This window comes from Streptomyces toxytricini (assembly GCF_014649915.1).
In the GTDB taxonomy this organism is placed as follows: Bacteria; Actinomycetota; Actinomycetes; order Streptomycetales; family Streptomycetaceae; genus Streptomyces; species Streptomyces toxytricini.
In genome coordinates this window covers 150,000-166,290 of sequence record NZ_BMTY01000008.1, presented here as the reverse complement: position 1 = coordinate 166,290, position 16,291 = coordinate 150,000, and the positions used below count along the sequence as shown (strand labels likewise).

At 73.8% G+C, this 16,291-nt stretch carries 18 protein-coding genes; 9 read left to right on the top strand and 9 right to left on the bottom strand.

Features of this window, described 5'->3' with window-relative positions; all coding sequences use genetic code 11:
• The first annotated feature begins 85 nt into the window (after window positions 1-85).
• Window positions 86-1,429, top strand: a complete 1,344-nt coding sequence (locus tag IE170_RS12395; protein WP_189809382.1) for an NsdA family TPR-like regulatory protein — start codon at window positions 86-88, stop codon at window positions 1,427-1,429.
• Between the two features lie 71 nt (window positions 1,430-1,500).
• Here IE170_RS12395 and IE170_RS12390 read toward each other — a convergent pair whose 3' ends face one another.
• Complete coding sequence (locus IE170_RS12390; protein WP_189809381.1) at window positions 1,501-2,250, bottom strand: aminoacyl-tRNA hydrolase; 750 nt, start codon at window positions 2,248-2,250, stop codon at window positions 1,501-1,503.
• Window positions 2,251-2,321: 71 nt separating this feature from the next.
• On the opposite strand from IE170_RS12390, the gene IE170_RS12385 reads away from it, so the two are divergent.
• Window positions 2,322-2,999, top strand: a complete 678-nt coding sequence (locus tag IE170_RS12385; RefSeq protein ID WP_189809380.1) for an AIM24 family protein — start codon at window positions 2,322-2,324, stop codon at window positions 2,997-2,999.
• A gap of 61 nt (window positions 3,000-3,060) precedes the next feature.
• On the opposite strand, the gene IE170_RS12380 is transcribed toward IE170_RS12385, so the two are convergent.
• From IE170_RS12380 to IE170_RS12365, 4 genes are all read right to left on the bottom strand, one after another.
• On the bottom strand, window positions 3,061-3,975 hold the full coding sequence (locus IE170_RS12380; RefSeq protein WP_229884699.1) for a polysaccharide deacetylase family protein: 915 nt from the start codon (window positions 3,973-3,975) through the stop codon (window positions 3,061-3,063).
• Between the two features lie 98 nt (window positions 3,976-4,073).
• Complete coding sequence (locus tag IE170_RS12375; protein ID WP_189809379.1) at window positions 4,074-4,964, bottom strand: PPK2 family polyphosphate kinase; 891 nt, start codon at window positions 4,962-4,964, stop codon at window positions 4,074-4,076.
• Between the two features lie 94 nt (window positions 4,965-5,058).
• Complete coding sequence (locus IE170_RS12370; RefSeq protein WP_189809378.1) at window positions 5,059-6,408, bottom strand: alkaline phosphatase PhoX; 1,350 nt, start codon at window positions 6,406-6,408, stop codon at window positions 5,059-5,061.
• Between the two features lie 690 nt (window positions 6,409-7,098).
• Window positions 7,099-8,064: a helix-turn-helix transcriptional regulator gene (locus IE170_RS12365; protein ID WP_189809377.1), complete on the bottom strand. Its 966-nt coding sequence runs from the start codon at window positions 8,062-8,064 to the stop codon at window positions 7,099-7,101.
• A gap of 63 nt (window positions 8,065-8,127) precedes the next feature.
• Between IE170_RS12365 and IE170_RS12360 the strand changes: the two genes are divergently transcribed.
• Window positions 8,128-8,514: a VOC family protein gene (locus IE170_RS12360; protein ID WP_189809376.1), complete on the top strand. Its 387-nt coding sequence runs from the start codon at window positions 8,128-8,130 to the stop codon at window positions 8,512-8,514.
• Between the two features lie 727 nt (window positions 8,515-9,241).
• Here IE170_RS12360 and IE170_RS12355 read toward each other — a convergent pair.
• Complete coding sequence (locus IE170_RS12355) at window positions 9,242-9,667, bottom strand: OsmC family protein (RefSeq protein WP_125545040.1); 426 nt, start codon at window positions 9,665-9,667, stop codon at window positions 9,242-9,244.
• 67 nt (window positions 9,668-9,734) lie between these two features.
• Window positions 9,735-10,751, bottom strand: coding sequence for a cell division protein ZapE (zapE, locus tag IE170_RS12350; RefSeq protein WP_373298981.1), 1,017 nt, complete (start codon window positions 10,749-10,751; stop codon window positions 9,735-9,737).
• Between the two features lie 138 nt (window positions 10,752-10,889).
• On the opposite strand from zapE, the gene IE170_RS12345 reads away from it, so the two are divergent.
• From IE170_RS12345 to IE170_RS12320, 6 genes are all read left to right on the top strand, one after another.
• Window positions 10,890-11,690, top strand: a complete 801-nt coding sequence (locus IE170_RS12345; RefSeq protein ID WP_189809374.1) for a pyrimidine reductase family protein — start codon at window positions 10,890-10,892, stop codon at window positions 11,688-11,690.
• Window positions 11,691-11,823: 133 nt separating this feature from the next.
• On the top strand, window positions 11,824-12,291 hold the full coding sequence (locus IE170_RS12340) for an indole-3-glycerol phosphate synthase (RefSeq protein WP_189809373.1): 468 nt from the start codon (window positions 11,824-11,826) through the stop codon (window positions 12,289-12,291).
• Window positions 12,292-12,390: 99 nt separating this feature from the next.
• Window positions 12,391-13,791: a UDP-N-acetylmuramate--L-alanine ligase gene (murC, locus tag IE170_RS12335; protein WP_189809372.1), complete on the top strand. Its 1,401-nt coding sequence runs from the start codon at window positions 12,391-12,393 to the stop codon at window positions 13,789-13,791.
• Between the two features lie 46 nt (window positions 13,792-13,837).
• On the top strand, window positions 13,838-14,245 hold the full coding sequence (gene msrB, locus IE170_RS12330; RefSeq protein WP_125545027.1) for a peptide-methionine (R)-S-oxide reductase MsrB: 408 nt from the start codon (window positions 13,838-13,840) through the stop codon (window positions 14,243-14,245).
• A gap of 78 nt (window positions 14,246-14,323) precedes the next feature.
• The gene (locus IE170_RS12325) at window positions 14,324-14,647 is read left to right on the top strand and encodes a type II toxin-antitoxin system RelE/ParE family toxin (protein ID WP_308428385.1); all 324 of its coding nucleotides are present in this window, start codon (window positions 14,324-14,326) and stop codon (window positions 14,645-14,647) included.
• Window positions 14,644-14,982 (top strand): XRE family transcriptional regulator, encoded by a 339-nt coding sequence (locus IE170_RS12320; RefSeq protein ID WP_189809371.1) that lies wholly within the window; start codon window positions 14,644-14,646, stop codon window positions 14,980-14,982. The genes IE170_RS12325 and IE170_RS12320 overlap by 4 nt, the downstream gene beginning before the upstream one ends.
• Window positions 14,983-15,116: 134 nt before the next feature.
• Here the strand turns inward: IE170_RS12320 and IE170_RS12315 are convergent, their stop codons facing one another.
• Both IE170_RS12315 and IE170_RS12310 read right to left on the bottom strand, forming a co-directional pair.
• Window positions 15,117-15,512 carry a helix-turn-helix transcriptional regulator gene (locus IE170_RS12315; protein ID WP_223856377.1) on the bottom strand — a complete coding sequence of 132 codons (396 nt, stop codon included), beginning with the start codon at window positions 15,510-15,512 and terminating at the stop codon, window positions 15,117-15,119.
• Window positions 15,509-16,144, bottom strand: a complete 636-nt coding sequence (locus IE170_RS12310) for a helix-turn-helix transcriptional regulator (RefSeq protein WP_189809370.1) — start codon at window positions 16,142-16,144, stop codon at window positions 15,509-15,511. Before IE170_RS12310 ends, IE170_RS12315 begins: the two co-directional genes overlap by 4 nt.
• Window positions 16,145-16,291 lie beyond the last annotated feature (147 nt).

The following is a 16,291-nucleotide window of genomic DNA, read 5'->3' as shown; positions in this document are numbered from 1 at the left end:
GCTGAGACAACCGCATCAGGGGCGCCCGCGAGTACGGTTGAGAGGTCGGAGAAGTATGCAAGCCATGCATCTGTGGGGAGAGCCCATGGCGCAGCACTCACGCACCCCCAACGCCGGCCTTGCGGCGTTGCTCGACCAGGCAGGATGGTCCCGGTCCCAGCTCGCCCTGATCGTCAACCGGGTGGGAGCCGAAGCCGGGCTCATGCTGAAGTACGGCCAGCCGGCGGTGTCGCAGTGGGTCGCAGGGCACCAGCCCCGGCCGCAGGTAAGGGCTCTGATCATCGAGGCGTTCGAGCGCAAGTTGGGGCGCCCCGTCACGTATTCCGAGGCAGGGCTGGAGCCGCCGCCCGGCGAAGAGGAGGCGGATACCGTCCGTGAGCTCGTCGATCTCGGGAAGGCCGACATGGACCCGTCCCGGCGGCGCATCCTCGCGGCCGGCGTCTTCTCGGCCGCCCTGGCGATCCCCTCGTTCCCCGACCTCGCGCGCGCCGACACCCCCGACCCCGTGCGGCCCGGCAAGGGGACCGTCCGGATCGGGCGGGCGCAGGTCGCCTCCGTCCGGGCCATGACGGACCGCATCGCCGACATCCTCGACGAGCTCGGCGCCGGGCACGCCCGGCCGATGGCCGCCGCGTTCCTCGTCAACGTGGTCGGCCCGCTGCTCAAGGCCGAAGGGGCCGCCGAGGTCAAGCGGTCCATGCTCGCCGCCGCCTCCGATCTGGTGTACCTGGTCGGCTGGATGGCCATGTACGAGCGGCAGCACCGCCTCGGCCAGGACTACTACCTGTCCGCGTTGAAGCTCGCCGGCGAAGCCGAGGACCACGTCACGTACTGCCGCACCCTGCGCGGCATGTCCCTCCAGGCCTCGAATCTGGGCTACGGCCGGCGGGCGCTGGAGCTGGCGGACTCGGCCGCCGAGGCGGCGCCCGTGGCCGGCCCGCGGCTGGTGGCGTTCCTGCGGGGGCAGCAGGCCCACGGCGCGGCGATGGTCGGTGACAAGCGGCAGGCCTTCGCCCGGCTGAAGGAGGCAGAGGAGGCCCTGTCGCGGGCGGACGACCGGCGCGAATCCGTGGGCGGGTACGACCGCACCGCGTACCTCTTCCACGTCGCGCACGTACAGGCCGCGGTGAAGGACCTCCCCGGCTCGGTGAAGACCTTGGGGGAGTCGATCCGCGTCCAGGCGGCACACGAACGCCAGGGGCGGCTGCACGCCTACGGGCTATTGGGCCGGCGCCAGTTGTCCATCGGGCATGTGGAGGCGGCCTGTGCATCCTGGGGCCGCTTCCTCGACGAGTACGAGGTGCTGTCCTCGGCACGCGGTGACGAGCACTTCGAGGTCATGAACCTCCGGCTCGCCCCGCACGCCGGCATCCGGGCCGTGCGGGAGTTGCGCGAGCGGGCACGCGCCGTCGGCGCGCAGAAGGCGTAGGGCGAGGGGCTCCGGCGGGCGGGAGCAGGGCCCCTGTCACGCCGCCGGAGCCGGCAGCCCGCCGCCCCCCGTCAGAGGCGGGAGCGGAGGGCGGGGTGGTCGGCGACGACCGTGGTGGAGCCCGGGGCGATCTCCGTGAAGCCCGCGTCGCGGACCACCGGGAGGCCGCCGGTCGTGAGGGCCGGCCAGCGGTCGCGGGCGGCGGTGCGGACCTCCAGGCGGAAGCCGCATTCCTGCCAGGCGGTGCGCTCGGCGGCGGTCAGGTCCCACCAGGCGAGCTGCGCCGCGTGCCCGGCCTGGGCCATGGCCTTGCCGGCGGACATCTCCAGGTCCGGGTTGAGCCACAGCACCGGCACGTCCGCGGTGGCGGCCGGCACCGGGGCGGGGTCGTCGAGGTCGGTACCCGACACCTGGAGCTTGGCGAGCTCCTTGGGCCAGCCGTCCAGCGGGACCGGCGGGAAGACCCGTACCTGCGCGGTGCCGCCGTCGACGGTGATGCCGGGCAGGGCGCACGCCTTGCGCCACTCCGCGCCGCGGGCCCGGCGGACCACCTTGCGGATCCGCGCGTCCTGCCAGTCGCGGACGGCGTCGGCCCATTCGCCGCCGTCGCGCGCCCGCTCGTCCGCCAGCAGGACCAGTACGGCGCGGGCGGCCGTCTCCAGGGCGTCCGTACGGGCGGGCGGTTCGGCCTTCTCGATCCGCACGACCAGCGGCAGGACGAACTGGGGGGCCTCGTCGCGGGGCAGGCGCCCCTGCCGGAACGGGCTGTCGGCGCCGACCGCGGGTACGTCTGCAGGAGGATGCGTGTGCTGGCTGCTCATCCCGCCAAGGATGCCAGGCTCCGCCCCGAGGAGGAGGCCGCGGGGGCGGGGGACGGGCGATGATCGTGTACATGAAGAGCGACCTGTTCTCCTCCGATGTCCTCGTCCGCCCGGCCGCCGCCCCCGGCATGGCCCTCCAGAACGCCAAGTCGGTGCGGTACGCCGTCGACGGCGAGATGCTCGCCCGGCAGGGTTCGATGGTCGCCTTCCGCGGCGACCTGCGGTTCGAGCGCAAGGGGCAGGGCATCGGCGGGATGCTCAAGCGGGCCGTCACGGGCGAGGGCCTGCCGCTGATGTCCGTCCGCGGCCGGGGCGAGGCCTGGTTCGCGCACCGGGCCGGCAACTGCTTCATCGTCGAGTTCGAGCCGGGCGACGCCCTGACCGTCAACGGCCGCAACGTGCTGTGCTTCGACTCCACGCTGTCGTACGAGATACGGATGGTGAAGGGCGCCGGGATGACCGGCGGCGGCCTCTTCAACAGCCTCTTCACCGGCACGGGGAAGCTCGCCGTCGTGTGCGACGGCGCCCCGATCGTCATCCCCGTCACCGCCGCCTCCCCGGTGTACGTGGACACGGACGCGGTGGTCGGCTGGAGCGCGCAGCTGCAGACGGGCCTGCACCGCTCCCAGTCGGTCGGCTCGATGCTGCGCGGCGGCTCCGGCGAGGCCGTGCAGCTGGAGCTTCGCGGGGAGGGCTTCGTCATCGTCCGGCCCAGTGAGGCCACCGAGGCGGCCGGGTCCGCGCCCTGAGGGCGGCGCGGACCCGGCCGCCGGGGGGCGGGTGCCGGGCCGGGTGCGGGCACGTGCCGGGTCAGGTGCCGACGAGTTCGGAGACCTTCACGAAGCGGTAGCCGCGCTTGCGGAGCTCCGGCACGATCTTGCGGACGGCCTCCTCGGTGACGGGGGCGGCGCTGCGCGTGCAGTGCATGACCACCACCGAGCCGGGCTTGACCCCGGCGAGGACCTGTGCGGCCACCGCGTCCGGGTCCTTGGCGAAGGCGTCGCCGCTGACCACGTCCCACTGCACGGCCGTCACCCCGGATCCCGCCAGGGCGCGCAGCGCCCGCTCGTCGTGGCAGCCGCCGGGGAAGCGGAAGTAGGGGACGGTGTTGACCGCGCCGGCCTTGCGGAAGGCGGCGAAGGCCCGGTCGACGTCGGCGCGGGCGGCGGCGCCGTCGAGGGCGGGCAGCCCGTAGCAGGGGGAGGTGAAGGCGTGGTGGCTGTAGGAGTGGTTGGCGACCTCGAAGACGGGGTCGGTGCCGATGGCCTTGGCCTGGTCGGGGTACTCCTCGGCCCAGCGGCCGGTCATGAAGACGGTCGAGGGCACGCCCAGGGCCTTCAGGGTGCTGATGAGGCCGGGGTTGTCGAAGCGCTCCCCGGCCGCGGCGCGCGGGCCCTGGTCGGCGGTCATGTCGGCGTCGAAGGTGAGGGCGACGGTCTTCTCGGTCCGCTGCCGGGCCCGTTCGAAGACGGGGGTCAGGCCGTTCGGCCCCGGGGCCAGGGTGGGGGCCTTGCCGGGGCCGTGGCCGACGGCGGCCGAGGCGGGCGGGGCCGCCGCGGGCGGGGAGGCGGGGGAGGAGGCCGCGGGCGGGGCGGCGGGCGTGCCCAGACGGGCCTGGCCGGCGGCACCGGACGCGGCGCCGCCGCCCCCGCAGCCGGAGAGGGCGGCGCACAGGGCGGCGCCGAGGGCGGCCGCGGCCGCCGCATTGCGCACAGAAAGGGTCACGCCCGCAAAATATATGACGATCCGATTGCCGGATGGTCGCACCACGGGGCCGGCGGGGTGATTCCCCCGCCCGCGCCGCCCGGCGCAGCTCCCGGGCCTCAGCTCCTCAGCAGCCGCGCACGGCACTCCCCGACGTCGTAGCCGGCCGGCGGACAGCGCGGATCCATCTCCTCCAGGTGCTCCAGCAGCAGCGCGCCGACAGCCCAGTCGCGGTACCACTTCCGGTCGGCGGGCACGACGTACCACGGCGCCACCGCGGTCGAGCAGCGCCCCAGGACCGCCTCGTACGCCTCCCGGTACGCGGGCCACAGCGCCCGCTCGTCCATGTCGCCCGGGTCGAACTTCCAGTGCTTCGCCGGATCGTCGAGGCGCTTCAGCATCCGCCTGCGCTGCTCCTCGTACCCCAGGTGCAGGAAGACCTTCACGACGGCGGTGCCGTCGGCCGCGAGGGACTCCTCGAAGCGGTTGAGCTCCTCGCAGCGGCGCTCCAGCTCGTCGGGCGGGGCCAGGCTGCGAACCCGGCCGATCAGGACGTCCTCGTAGTGCGAGCGGTCGAAGACGCCGATCTCGCCGGGGTGCGGGAGGGCCTTGGCGATCCGCCAGAGGAAGGGGCGGCTGCGCTCCGCCGGGGTGGGGGCCTTGAAGGCCTTGACACGGCAGCCCGCCGGGTCGAAAAGGCCGATCACGTGCTTGACGGTGCCGCCCTTGCCGCTCGCGTGCATGCCCTGCAGGACCAGCAGGAGCCGCCGCCGGCCGCCCGCCGTGGCGGCCGCGCGCAGCCGCTCCTGGTACGCGGCGAGCGGCCCGGCCAGGGCCTCGACGGCGGCCCGCCCCGCCGCCTTGTCACTGGGTCCCGCCGGGATCGCATCGGTGGGGCGCGCGGCGAGGTCGACGGGCCCGCCGACGGGGACGCGCAGCACGTCGCGGACTGCGGTCGCGGGCCTGCCGCCTCCTTGTCCGCGGTCCCTGCCGCCGCTCTTCCCGGCCACCGCCACCAGCTCCCGGTCCGCTCGCCCCCTCCGATCGTCCACCACATCGGACGCGGCCGCGAGGGCTCCGCGGGCGGCTCCGGGGCCGCCCGGGTCAGTGCCAGGGGCCGGTCACGGCGAACGTCGTCCCCGGGGTGTAGGCGTTGACGTACATGGTGCGCCCGTCGGGCGAGAAGGTGACGCCGGCGAACTCGCCCCACTCCGGCGTACCGGCGCGGCCGATGTCGTCGGCGTTGCGTGCCACCGGGTAGACCTCGCCGCCGCGGGTGACCCCGAAGACGTACTGGGCGCCGCCGCCGTCCTCGCACACCATCAGCCCGCCGTCGGGCGCCAGGCAGATGTTGTCGGGGGAGTCGCCGGGCAGGACGGCCCCGGCCGTCGGCCCGAACAGCACCTCCAGGCGGATCACGGCGCGCCGCGGATCGTGGAACCACACCTGGCCGTGGTGGTCGGCGGCCGAGCCCTCGGCGCTGCGGGCGAAGCTGGACACGAAGTGGACCCCGCCGCCGCCCCAGTAGCAGCCCTCCAGCTTCTGCGCGTGCGTGATGCCGCCGGGGCCGAAGTCCTGGAACCGGATCGGGGTGCCGGACGCCGCCGGGTCCGGTACGGGCACCCACTCGGCCGGGAGTTCGATGCCGGGCTCGTCCACCGCGGACAGGTCCGGCACCCCGCGCACGCGCAGCGCCTGGAGGGTTCCGCCGGCCCGCAGGGACCCGGGGCCGCCGAGCGGGCGGGCGGGCAGGAAGCGGTAGAAGAGGCCGAACGGCTCGACGAACGCGTCCTCCGTCTCGTACACGATGCCGGTGGCCGGGTCGACGGCGAGCGCCTCGTGCGCGAACCGGCCCATCGCCTTCAGCGGGACGGCGCCGGAGCGGAGCGGGTCGGCGGGGTCGACCTCGAACACCCAGCCGTGGTCCTCGGCGTATCCGGAGGTGCCGGCGCGGTCCTCGGTCTCCTCGCAGCTCAGCCAGGTGTCCCACGGGGTGCGGCCGCCCGCGCAGTTGACGGCGGTCCCGGCGAGGGCGACCCGCTCGGCGGTCACCCGGCCGTCCGCGGCGAGGCCGAGGACCGTGCAGCCGCCGCGCGCGGCGGGGTCGTACACGAGGCCGGGCACGGCGGGAACGCGCAGGGCGGCGGCGGGCCCGTTCTCGTGGTTGCGGACCAGGCGCACGGCGCCGGAGGGCCCGGCGAAGGCGGCCATGCCGTCGCAGTTGCCCGGTACGGGCCCCTCCCCGGAACGCAGCGGCTCGCCGGCGCGGGAGAGGACCCGGTAGGCGAAGCCGGCGGGCAGGTCGAGCAGACCGCGCGGATCGGCCAGCAGCGGCCCGTACCCGCCGGCCCGCCGGGCGGCAGCGGCCCCCGGACCCCCGGCGAACAGCGCGCCGAGCGCTCCGGTGAAGCTGACACCCGCGGCGGCGAGCAGACTGCGACGACTGACGGACATGCGGCGGCTCCCCGGAGCGGACGGCGGGAGTTGACGCGCCCGTGGTACCACGCCACACCGCCCGGCCTGGTGGGGGCGGGGTCGGCCAGGCCGGGGCGGTCACTCTGGCGGGGGTGTGGGGGTGTGGGGGTGGGGGGGCGGGAGTCGGGCGGGTGGGGTCGGAGGGGTGACGGCGGGGTGGGGTGGGCGGGAGCCGATGGGTCGGGGTCGGGTGGGTGGCTGGGGGTGTCCCCGGCAGTTGATGGTGTCCGGGGCGTGCCGGTCCCTCAAGGGCGCTCCTCCTTCGTCGTCGCGTCGCTTCGCGATGGCCCTTGCGGGCCACCCTTGACCGACCGACCCGCCCCGGAGGCATTTTTTTCTGCCGGGACGCCCCCAGGGGAACGGCCTGGAGGTACTTGGACCAACAAGCCGGATCAGCGAGCTTGGTCCCCCGCTCCGGTGGCCCCTTTCGTCCCAGCGGCATCAGCCGCCCCGTCGGCGGCAGCGCAGTTGGCTCTGACGTCGGGAAACGACGTCCAGAGCATCATCCGGCGACAGGAGCGCGACAGATCGCTACGTGGGCGCCCTTGGCTTGGCGTCCGGCGGCCGTCGGGGGCGGGCAGGCGCGTCAGATCGCTACAGGGGCGCCCTCTGCTCAGCGGCTGTCGGCCGTCGGCCGTTGGAGGGGCCGCGTATCCGGCGCAGCGTCTCCTACCGGGGCTGACAGCCCCGGTTTTCCTCGCACAGGTCTCGGGTGCGGCGCAGCAGCGCCTCTCGTACGGGGTCCGGCGACAGGACCCGTAGCGTGGTGCCCAGGCCGAGGAGGTAGGTGGCGAGCTGGTCGGCGTCGTTGCCGCCTATTTCGACGATGGTGGCATCGGGGCCGTCCGGGTGGTGAGTGCCGATCGTGGGTGGGATCAGCCGTAGCGCCTGGTCCATGGGGTGCGCCAGTCGGACTGTGGCGTAGAGCGGGTAAACGACACCCGCGATGGAACGGGAGACGAGGAGCGCCGGGTCGGGCGGGTCGACGAGTTCGACGGCATGTCCGGTCGGCTGTATCCGGACCACCCGGTCGGCCCTGAATGTCCTCCACTGGTCCCGGGCCACGTCGCGGGCGACGAAGTACCAGCGGCGGCCCGTGTGCACCAGGCGGTAGGGGTCGATGTCCCGGACAGTGGCGTTCCCCGCATGGTCGCGGTACGAAAGACGGGCGCGCTCGCCACGACGGCAGGCGGCGGCCAGTGCCGGCAGCACGCCGGGCGGGATCTGACGTCCCTCGGGCCTGGGAGTGTGCACGAAGACCGCATCCATTTCCCCCAGCCGGTCCGCGATCCGGGGCGGCAGGACCTGCCGGAGTTTCAACAGCGCGGAGAGCGCGGCCTGGTCACTGCCCAGGACGCCGCTGAGCGCGGCCTCTCGCAGCGCGACGGCCACGGCAAGCGCTTCCTCGTCGTCGAGGATCAGCGGTGGCACCCGGGTGCCACCGCCGAGGCGGTAGCCGCCCCACGGCCCCGGGTCGGACTCGATGCCGTAGCCGAGGTCCCGCAGCCGGGTTATGTCCCGCCGGACCGTGCGGTCGGTGACCCCCATGCGCTCGGCCAGCTCGCGACAGGTCCACGTCGGTCGAGTGGACAGCAGCGAGGCCAGTCGCAGCAGGCGGGCAGAGGTGCTGATCACGTCCCGAAGTCTTCCCCATGACCAGGACCGGAACTGTCCTGGTCCCGTCGTAGCGTCCTGCCCATGAGTACCGAACCCACAGCGGGACCCGCGATCCGCTTGCTGTCCGTCGACTTCGACTGCCCGGACCCCGCCGAACTGGCCCGCTTCTACGGCACCGCGCTCGGCCTGCCCGTCATCCACACCAGCGACGACTTCGTCCTGCTCGGCCGCGAGGGGGCACCCGGTCTGGGCTTCATCCGGGTCGGCGACTACCGGCGTCCGACCTGGCCGGACCCCTCCCAGGGCAAGCAGGCCCACATGGAACTGGGCGTCGACGACCTCGACGCCGCCCACGCACGGATGCTGGCACTGGGCGCGACGGAACCCCCTGTCCAACCGCACCCCGACGAGCGGAGGGTCCTACTGGACCCCGCAGGCCACCCCTTCTGCCTCTCCACCCAGAACTGAGCATCGTCGGTCGGCCGTCCCCGTTGTCGCCACAGGGGACGTTCCCTCCCCCTGTCGACCATCCGGCGGTCAACCGCCGAGCCGACGGCGCCCCCCGTAGCGATCCGATGCGCCGCCGGGCCCCGGACGGCCGTCAGCCGCCGGAACGGCCGGGCCGTGTAGCGATCTGTCGCGCCGCCGGGCCCCTGACGGCCGCCGGACGCTGGAGAATGCCGGGCCGCGTAGCGATCTGGGGCGCTTGTGTCACCGGATGATGCTCTGGGCATCGTTTCCCGACGTCACAGCCCACCCGGCTCCTGCCGACGGGTCGGCTGATGCCGGTGGGGCGAAAGGGGTCCCTGGGGCGGGAGTGAAAGCTTCCCTCCAGGCCATTCCCCTGGGGGCTTCCCGGCAGCTTGTTGGCGTTCCGGGGCGGGTCGTCCTGTCAAGGGTGGCCCGCAAGGGCCATCGCGCAGCGACGCGACGAAGGAGCGCCCTTTACAGGGCGGCCCGCACCGGAAGGACAATGGGCTGCCGGGACACCCCCGGAGCACCCCGACCCCGACCGACCGGCTCCCGCTCTCGCCGCCGCCCAGTTGTGCTTCCGACCCCGGCCGGTCTGCTTCTGCCGTAACCCCGGTCGTCGCCTTCCGGCTCCCGAGTCCTCGGCTCCCCCCCCCCGCCGCCGCCGGTGCACCGCACCCCGGCGGTCGGGGTGCGGTGCACCGCCCTCAGGCCGGCTTCGGCCTCAGGCCAGCTTCGCGCTCAGCGTGATGGTGGTGCCCGTCAGGGCCTGGCTGACCGGGCAGTTCTTCTTGGCGTCCTGTGCGGCCGCCTCGAAGCCGTCGGCGTCCAGGCCCGGGACCTCGCCCTCCACCGTCAGGTGGATGCCGGTGATGCCCTCGCCGGGCTGGAACGTGACGTCGGCCTTGGTCTCCAGGCGGGTGGGCGGGGTGCCCTTGCCGGCCAGGGCGTGCGACAGGGCCATCGAGAAGCAGCTGGAGTGCGCGGCCGCGATCAGCTCCTCCGGGCTGGTCTTGCCGTTCGGGGCCTCGGCCCGGGCGGGCCAGGAGACGTCGTAGGAGCCGAGGCCCGAGGAGTCGAGGGTGACGACACCCTTGCCCTCGAGGAGGTTGCCTTCCCAGACGGTGTGTGCGTGGCGCGTGGTGGCCATGTTCTCTGTATCCCTTCGCGGATGGGGGAACGGCCGGGTGCCTCGACGGCGCCCGGCGTCCCCAAACCTACTGGGACACCAGGGGTTTCGCGTCGCGCGCCAGCGCGGTGAGCCGGGAGATGGCGCGGAAGTACTTCTTGCGGTACCCGCCGTTCAGCATGTCGTCGCTGAACAGCCGGTCGAACGGCACACCGGACGCGAGCACGGGTATCTCGCGGTCGTAGAGCCGGTCCGCGAGGACGACCAGGCGCAGCGCCGTCGACTGGTCGGGCACGGGGACGACGTCGGTGAGGCAGACGGCGGTGATGCCGTCGGTGAGGGCGCCGTACCGGCTGGGGTGGACCTTCGCGAGGTGTTCCAGCAGCCCGGGGAAGTCGTCGAGGCTCGCGCCCGCCGTGGCGTACGCGGCCTTGGCGACCTGCTCGTCGGAGAACGGGGCGGGGGCTTCGGGGAGGCCGCGGTGGCGGTAGTCCTGGCCGTCGATGCGCAGCGGCCGGAAGTGCGCCGACAGGCCTTGGATCTCGCGGAGGAAGTCGGCGGCGGCGAAGCGGCCCTCGCCGAGCTTGCCGGGCAGGGTGTTCGAGGTGGCGGCCAGGGCGACGCCCTGCTCGACGAGGCGGCTGAGCAGGGAGGACACGAGCACGGTGTCGCCGGGGTCGTCGAGCTCGAATTCGTCGATGCACAGCAGCCGGTGCCCGCCGAGGGTCTGCACGGTCTGCTGGAAGCCGAGCGCGCCCACCAGGTTGGTCAGCTCCACGAAGGTGCCGAAGGCCTTCAGGGCGGGTTCGGCGGGGGTGGCGTGCCACAGCGACGCCAGCAGGTGGGTCTTGCCGACGCCGTACCCGCCGTCGAGGTAGATCCCGCGCGGGCCGGTCGGCGCGGCGGCCTTGGGGGCGCGGGCGAACCAGCGCCGCTTGCCGGAGCCGGTGGCGTGGGCGCCGCCGAGGCCGGAGGCGAAGCCGGAGAGGACTCCGACGGCCTCGGCCTGGCTGGGCTGGGCCGGGTCGGGGTTGTACGTGTCGAAGCGCACCGAGTCGAACCGCGGCGGCGGCACCATCTCGGCCACCAGCCGCTCGGCGGGCACCCGGGGCTCGCGTGCGCAGAGGGACTGCGGGCCGGCGTCGGCGGCCGGGGGGCGCCCGTGGGTGCCGTGGGTGGAACCGGCGGCGGAGAGTGAGGTTGACACAGCTCTCAACTCTACGGGGCGTGGCACACTGCACCGATGCGACGCCTGTTCCCTGTGACCGATCAGACATCCCGGCCCGCGGACTCCGCCGGGCCCGCGGCCGCGGCCGGTGACCGTGAGTGGTCGCTGGACGAGCTGGCGGAGGCGTACGCGTATCCGCCGATCGGGCCGGACGGGCACTGGCTGCGGGCCAACATGGTCTCCACGCTCGACGGGGCGGCCCAGCACGACGGGCGTTCCCAGCCGATCTCCGGCGAGACCGACATGCGGATCTTCGGCACGCTGCGGGCGCTGGCGGACGTGGTGGTCGCCGGAGCCGAAACGGTTCGCCAGGAGGGGTACCGGCCGGCCCGCGCCCGCGAGGCCTTCGCGGCCCGCCGGGCGGCGGCCGGGCAGGGGCCGGCGCCGGCGATCGCCGTCGTCACCTCGGGGATGGACCTGGACTTCTCGCTGCCGCTGTTCTCCTCCCCGCTCGTCCCGACACTCGTCGTGACGGGCGCGGGCGCTCCGGCCGAACGGGTGGCGGAGGCCGAGCGGGCGGGCGTCGAGGTCGTGGTCGCGGGCGACGGGGCGGCCGTGGACCCGGCCCGCGCGGTGCGCGAGCTCGCCGCCCGGGGGCTGCGCCGCCAGCTCACCGAGGGCGGTCCGCGGCTGCTGGGCCAGTTCGTCGCGGCCGGCGTGCTGGACGAGCTGTGCCTGACGGTGTCGCCGATGCTCACGGCGGGGGCCGCCCAGCGGATCGCCGGGGGGCCCTCCGTGGCCGTCCCGCACCGGTTCGCGCCTGCGCTGGTGCTGGAGGAGGCCGGGTTCCTCTTCACGAGCTACCGTCGGATCTGAAACAAGCGGAATTCCTCGTTCCGCATAGCTTCCGCTGGGCACATATATCTGCGCCGCCCCGCGAGAGCGCGGGGCAGGATGGTTTCCGCAGGGCCGCGGCCTGCCGCCGCCGCCCATGAAGGAGAGGGCGTCCGTGTTCACGAGCGTTTTGATGATCGAGCAGCCGCTGACCGCCGTCGACGTGGACTTCGTCACCACCTTGCACGGGGACGACCCGGTCTCGTTCATCGTGCTCATGCAGCCCAGGGGCGACCAGGACCGCCTGCTGCGCGCCATCGACGACGTCGCGCTCGGCGAGCTGCCCGAGGCGCTCCACGAGGCCGACGAGCCCGAGGGCGCGGCCGCCCTCGGGCCCGCCGAGCAGGCCCTCGCCCACTCCCTGGAAGCCCTGCGCAGAAAGGGCGCCACCGCCGTCGGGGAGATCGTCGAGGACCATCCGCTGGACAAGCTGAAGGCCGTCGTCGAGGAGAAGGGCGCCGACGAGGTGATCGTCCTGACCGCCCCCCACTTCGTCGAGGAGTTCTTCCACCGGGACTGGGCCTCCCGCGCCCGCCACAAGGTCGGGGTTCCGGTGCTCAAGCTCTTCGCCCACAACGAATAGGCTGGCGTCCGACACGTTCGCGCCGGGACGGTCCCCCCGCACCCGAGGGGCCGGACCGCCCGGCGCACCCGATCCGCCCGCACTTTGGGGAGAAGCCGTATGACGCCGCAGCCCGGCCTGCCGAACGCCATGGAACGCCCGCACTTCATCGGCATCGGCGGCGCCGGGATGTCCGGCATCGCGAAGATCCTCGCCCAGCGGGGCGCCGCCGTCGCCGGCAGCGACGCCCGCGACTCCGACACCGCCCAGGCCCTGCGCGCGCACGGCGCGACCGTCCACATCGGGCACGCCGCCGCCCACCTCGCCGACGACGCGACCAGCGTCGTCGTCTCCAGCGCCATCCGCGCCGACAACCCCGAGCTGGCCCGCGCCGCCGAGCTGGGCGTCCCGGTCGTGCACCGCTCCGACGCCCTCGCCGCCCTCATGGACGGCCTGCGGCCGATCGCCGTCGCCGGCACCCACGGCAAGACCACCACCACCTCCATGCTGGCCGTCTCCCTCTCGGCCCTCGGCCTGGACCCCTCGTACGCCATCGGCGGCGACCTGGACGCCCCCGGCTCCAACGCCCACCACGGCACCGGCGACATCTTCGTCGCCGAGGCCGACGAGAGCGACCGCAGCTTCCACAAGTACGCCCCGCAGGTCGCGATCATCCTCAACGCGGAGCTCGACCACCACGCGAACTACGCCTCCATGGACGAGATCTACGAGTCCTTCGAGACGTTCGTCGGCCGGATCGTGCCCGGCGGCACCCTCGTCGTCGCCCACGGGCAGGCCGGGGCCGCCGAGATCGCCGCCCGCGTCCGCGGCCGCGACGGCCTCACCGTCGTCACCTACGGCGAGGAGGAGGACGCCGACGTCCGCATCGAGGACATCACCCCGCGCGGCCTGGCCAGCGAGGTCACCGTCCGCCTCGACGGCCGCTCCCTCACCTTCACCGTCTCCGTGCCCGGCCGCCACTACGCCCACAACGCCGTCGCCGCCCTCGCCGCCGGCGCCGCCCTCGGCATCCCCGCCGACGACCTCGCCGCCGCCCTCGGCAAGTACACCGGCGTCAAGCGCCGCCTCCAGCTGAAGGGCGAGGCCGCCGGCGTGCAGGTCATCGACTCCTACGCCCACCACCCCACCGAGATGACCGCCGACCTGGAGGCCATCCGCGGCGCCGCCGGCGACTCCCGCATCCTGGTCGTCTTCCAGCCGCACCTGTTCTCCCGCACCCAGGAACTCGGCAAGGAGATGGGCCAGGCCCTCGCCCTCGCCGACTCCTCGGTGGTCCTCGACATCTACCCGGCCCGCGAGGACCCGATCCCCGGCGTCACCAGCGAGATCATCATCTCGGCGGCCCGTGCCGCCGGCGCCGACACCACCGCCGAACACGACAAGGACGCCGTCGCCGACGTGATCGCGGGAATGGCCAAGCCCGGCGATCTCGTTCTCACCATGGGCGCGGGAGACGTCACGGACCTGGGACCGGCGATCCTCGCCCGCCTGGCGGGCTGAGCCGGGCAGACAGGGCCCACGGGCCGGACGAGGGAGCGGAAGAGTCATGGCGTACGAGGTCGAGAAGACGGACGAGCAGTGGCAGGCGGAGCTGACGCCGTCCGAGTACCAGGTGCTGCGCCTGGCCGGCACCGAGCCGGCGTTCCGCGGCGAGTACACCGACACCACCACGGCGGGCGTCTACACCTGCCGCGGCTGCGGCGCCGAGCTCTTCCGCTCCACCGAGAAGTTCCCCTCCCACTGCGGCTGGCCGTCCTTCTACGACCCGAAGGACACCGACGCCGTCGAGCTGCGCGCCGACACCTCGCACGGCATGGTCCGCACCGAGGTCCTCTGCGCCCGCTGCGGCTCGCACCTCGGCCACGTCTTCGAGGGCGAGGGCTACCCCACCCCCACCGACCAGCGCTACTGCATCAACTCGATCTCCCTGCGGCTGGTCCCCGCCGAGGACTGAGACCCGCGGGCCTGGGCCGGCATCCCCACGCGAGTGATGTCCAGGGCATCTGACCCCGAAGGGTTAATGCTTGCGTTAATGGTCGAAACGGACTGGGAAAGTGCCGAGCAGGTAGAGGATGCCATCGACGCCTTGTCGATTTACGGCCCCACTTTGGGCCGTCCGCTCGTGGACCGGATCAAGGGCGCAGAGCAGCACCACATGAAGGAGCTGCGGCCTGGTTCGTCCGGGACGAGCGAGATCCGGATCCTGTTTGCGTTCGATCCGGTGCGCAGGGCGGTTCTACTGGTTGCCGGCGACAAGGCAGGCAACTGGCAGCGCTGGTACGACGCGAACATTCCACTTGCAGAGAAGCGCTACCAAGAGCACCTCGCCGAAATCGACTCCAGGGAGTACGAATGAGCACAGTGAGCTGGGAGGAGACCAAGCGCAAGGCCCGCGAGCGCCGGGAGGCCGCCGGGCTGCGGGTACGGTCCCAGGAAGAAAAGCAGGCGGCCATGGACCGGCTGATGGCAGAGGTCCGGGCCTGCCGGCTCGCAGAGATCAGGCAGGAACAATCTCTGAGCCAGAAGGACGTCGCCAAAACGATGGGGGTCTCGGCGCCGCGGGTGTCGGCCATCGAGCACGGTGACGCCGACCGTACCGAAGTCGCCACTCTTCGGTCCTACGTGGAGGCGCTCGGCGGTCGGCTGAGGGTCGTTGCGGACTTCGGGGACACCGAGTACACCGTCGCTTGAACCTCGGAACCCGCTCGCCGAGCGCGGCGGGGTTCGAGCCGAGGTGCTCTGCGCCCGTGGTGGGTCGCACGTCGGCCGCGTCGTCGAAACGGAGGGCGTCCCACCCCGTCGGGCGGGGCTGACCGGGGGGTGGGTCAGATCAGGCTGTGGCGGACCGCGCGGGCCACCGCGTGGGCGCGGTTGCGGGCCTGGAGGCGGGCCATCAGCTCGTACACCACGTTCTTGACCGTGTGCTCCGAGCAGGAAAGGGTGCGGGCGATGACCGCGTTGCCGTGGCCCTCCGCCATCAGCGTGAGGACCGCGGTCTGCCGGGCCGTCAGCCGGGGGACGTCCGCTCCCGCCGCGCGGGCCCCCGGCGCGGCGGCCGGATCCGGGGTGTGCGCGGCGGCCGCGCCGAGCAGGCGGACCAGGGCCGGGTACGGCATGCGGCCGTCCCCGGCGAGGCGCAGCAGGTCCACCCGGTCCGTCAGGGCCCCGGAGGGTTCCGCCCGTGCCGGCAGCGGGCGGGAGAGTGCGGCGACGGCGCTCAAAGCAGGCCCACCCGGAGGGCGTAGGCGACCGCGTGGGCGCGGTTGCGGAGGCGGAAGCGCTGGGTGATGTCGTGGACGACGGTCGTGACCGTCCGCGGGGAGTAGCACAGCTGCTTGGCGATCTCGTTGGTCTCGTGGCCGTCGGCGACGAGGCGCAGCACGCTGCGTTCGCGCTCGCTCAGGCCGGGCGCCGTCCAGCGGTCCGCGGCCGGCCCGGCCGCGGCGGTGGCGGCACCGTGTCCGGTGGGGCGTTCCAGCAGCCGGTCCAGGAGGTCGGGAGGCAGGGTGCAGTCGCCGCGGGAGGCGGCCAGGACGGCACGGGCCAGCGCGGAGGCGTCCGCCTCGCGGCGGCGCAGCAGCCCGCGGGCCCCGGCCGCTATCGCGTGGAGGGCGCCCTCGGGTTCCAGCTCGCCCGCGACGAGGACGACATCGGGGCGGGACGGGGCGTCGCGGACGGTGCGCAGCACGTCCAGCTCCGGGCGGCCGACCCGGTCCACGGTCATGACCACGACCCGCGGCTCGCGGCCCGGCGCCGCCGGGGCGAGCTCGGGGCAGGCGAACAGGGTGCTCTTCGTTCCGGCTTCCAGCACGGGGTCGAACGCGACGACGTCGACAGGGACGGGTTCTCCCACCTGTTCCTCCGTTGATCACCCGCCTCCCGGGGTGCCGGGCGGCGGAAAGGGGCACTGCACCCAGGCTGCGGCCGGCCCGCCGGGTGCGGCATCGGGCCGCGGCCCCCACATTCGTGGAGGACGGCGGCAGAAGGCGCGGATCCTGTG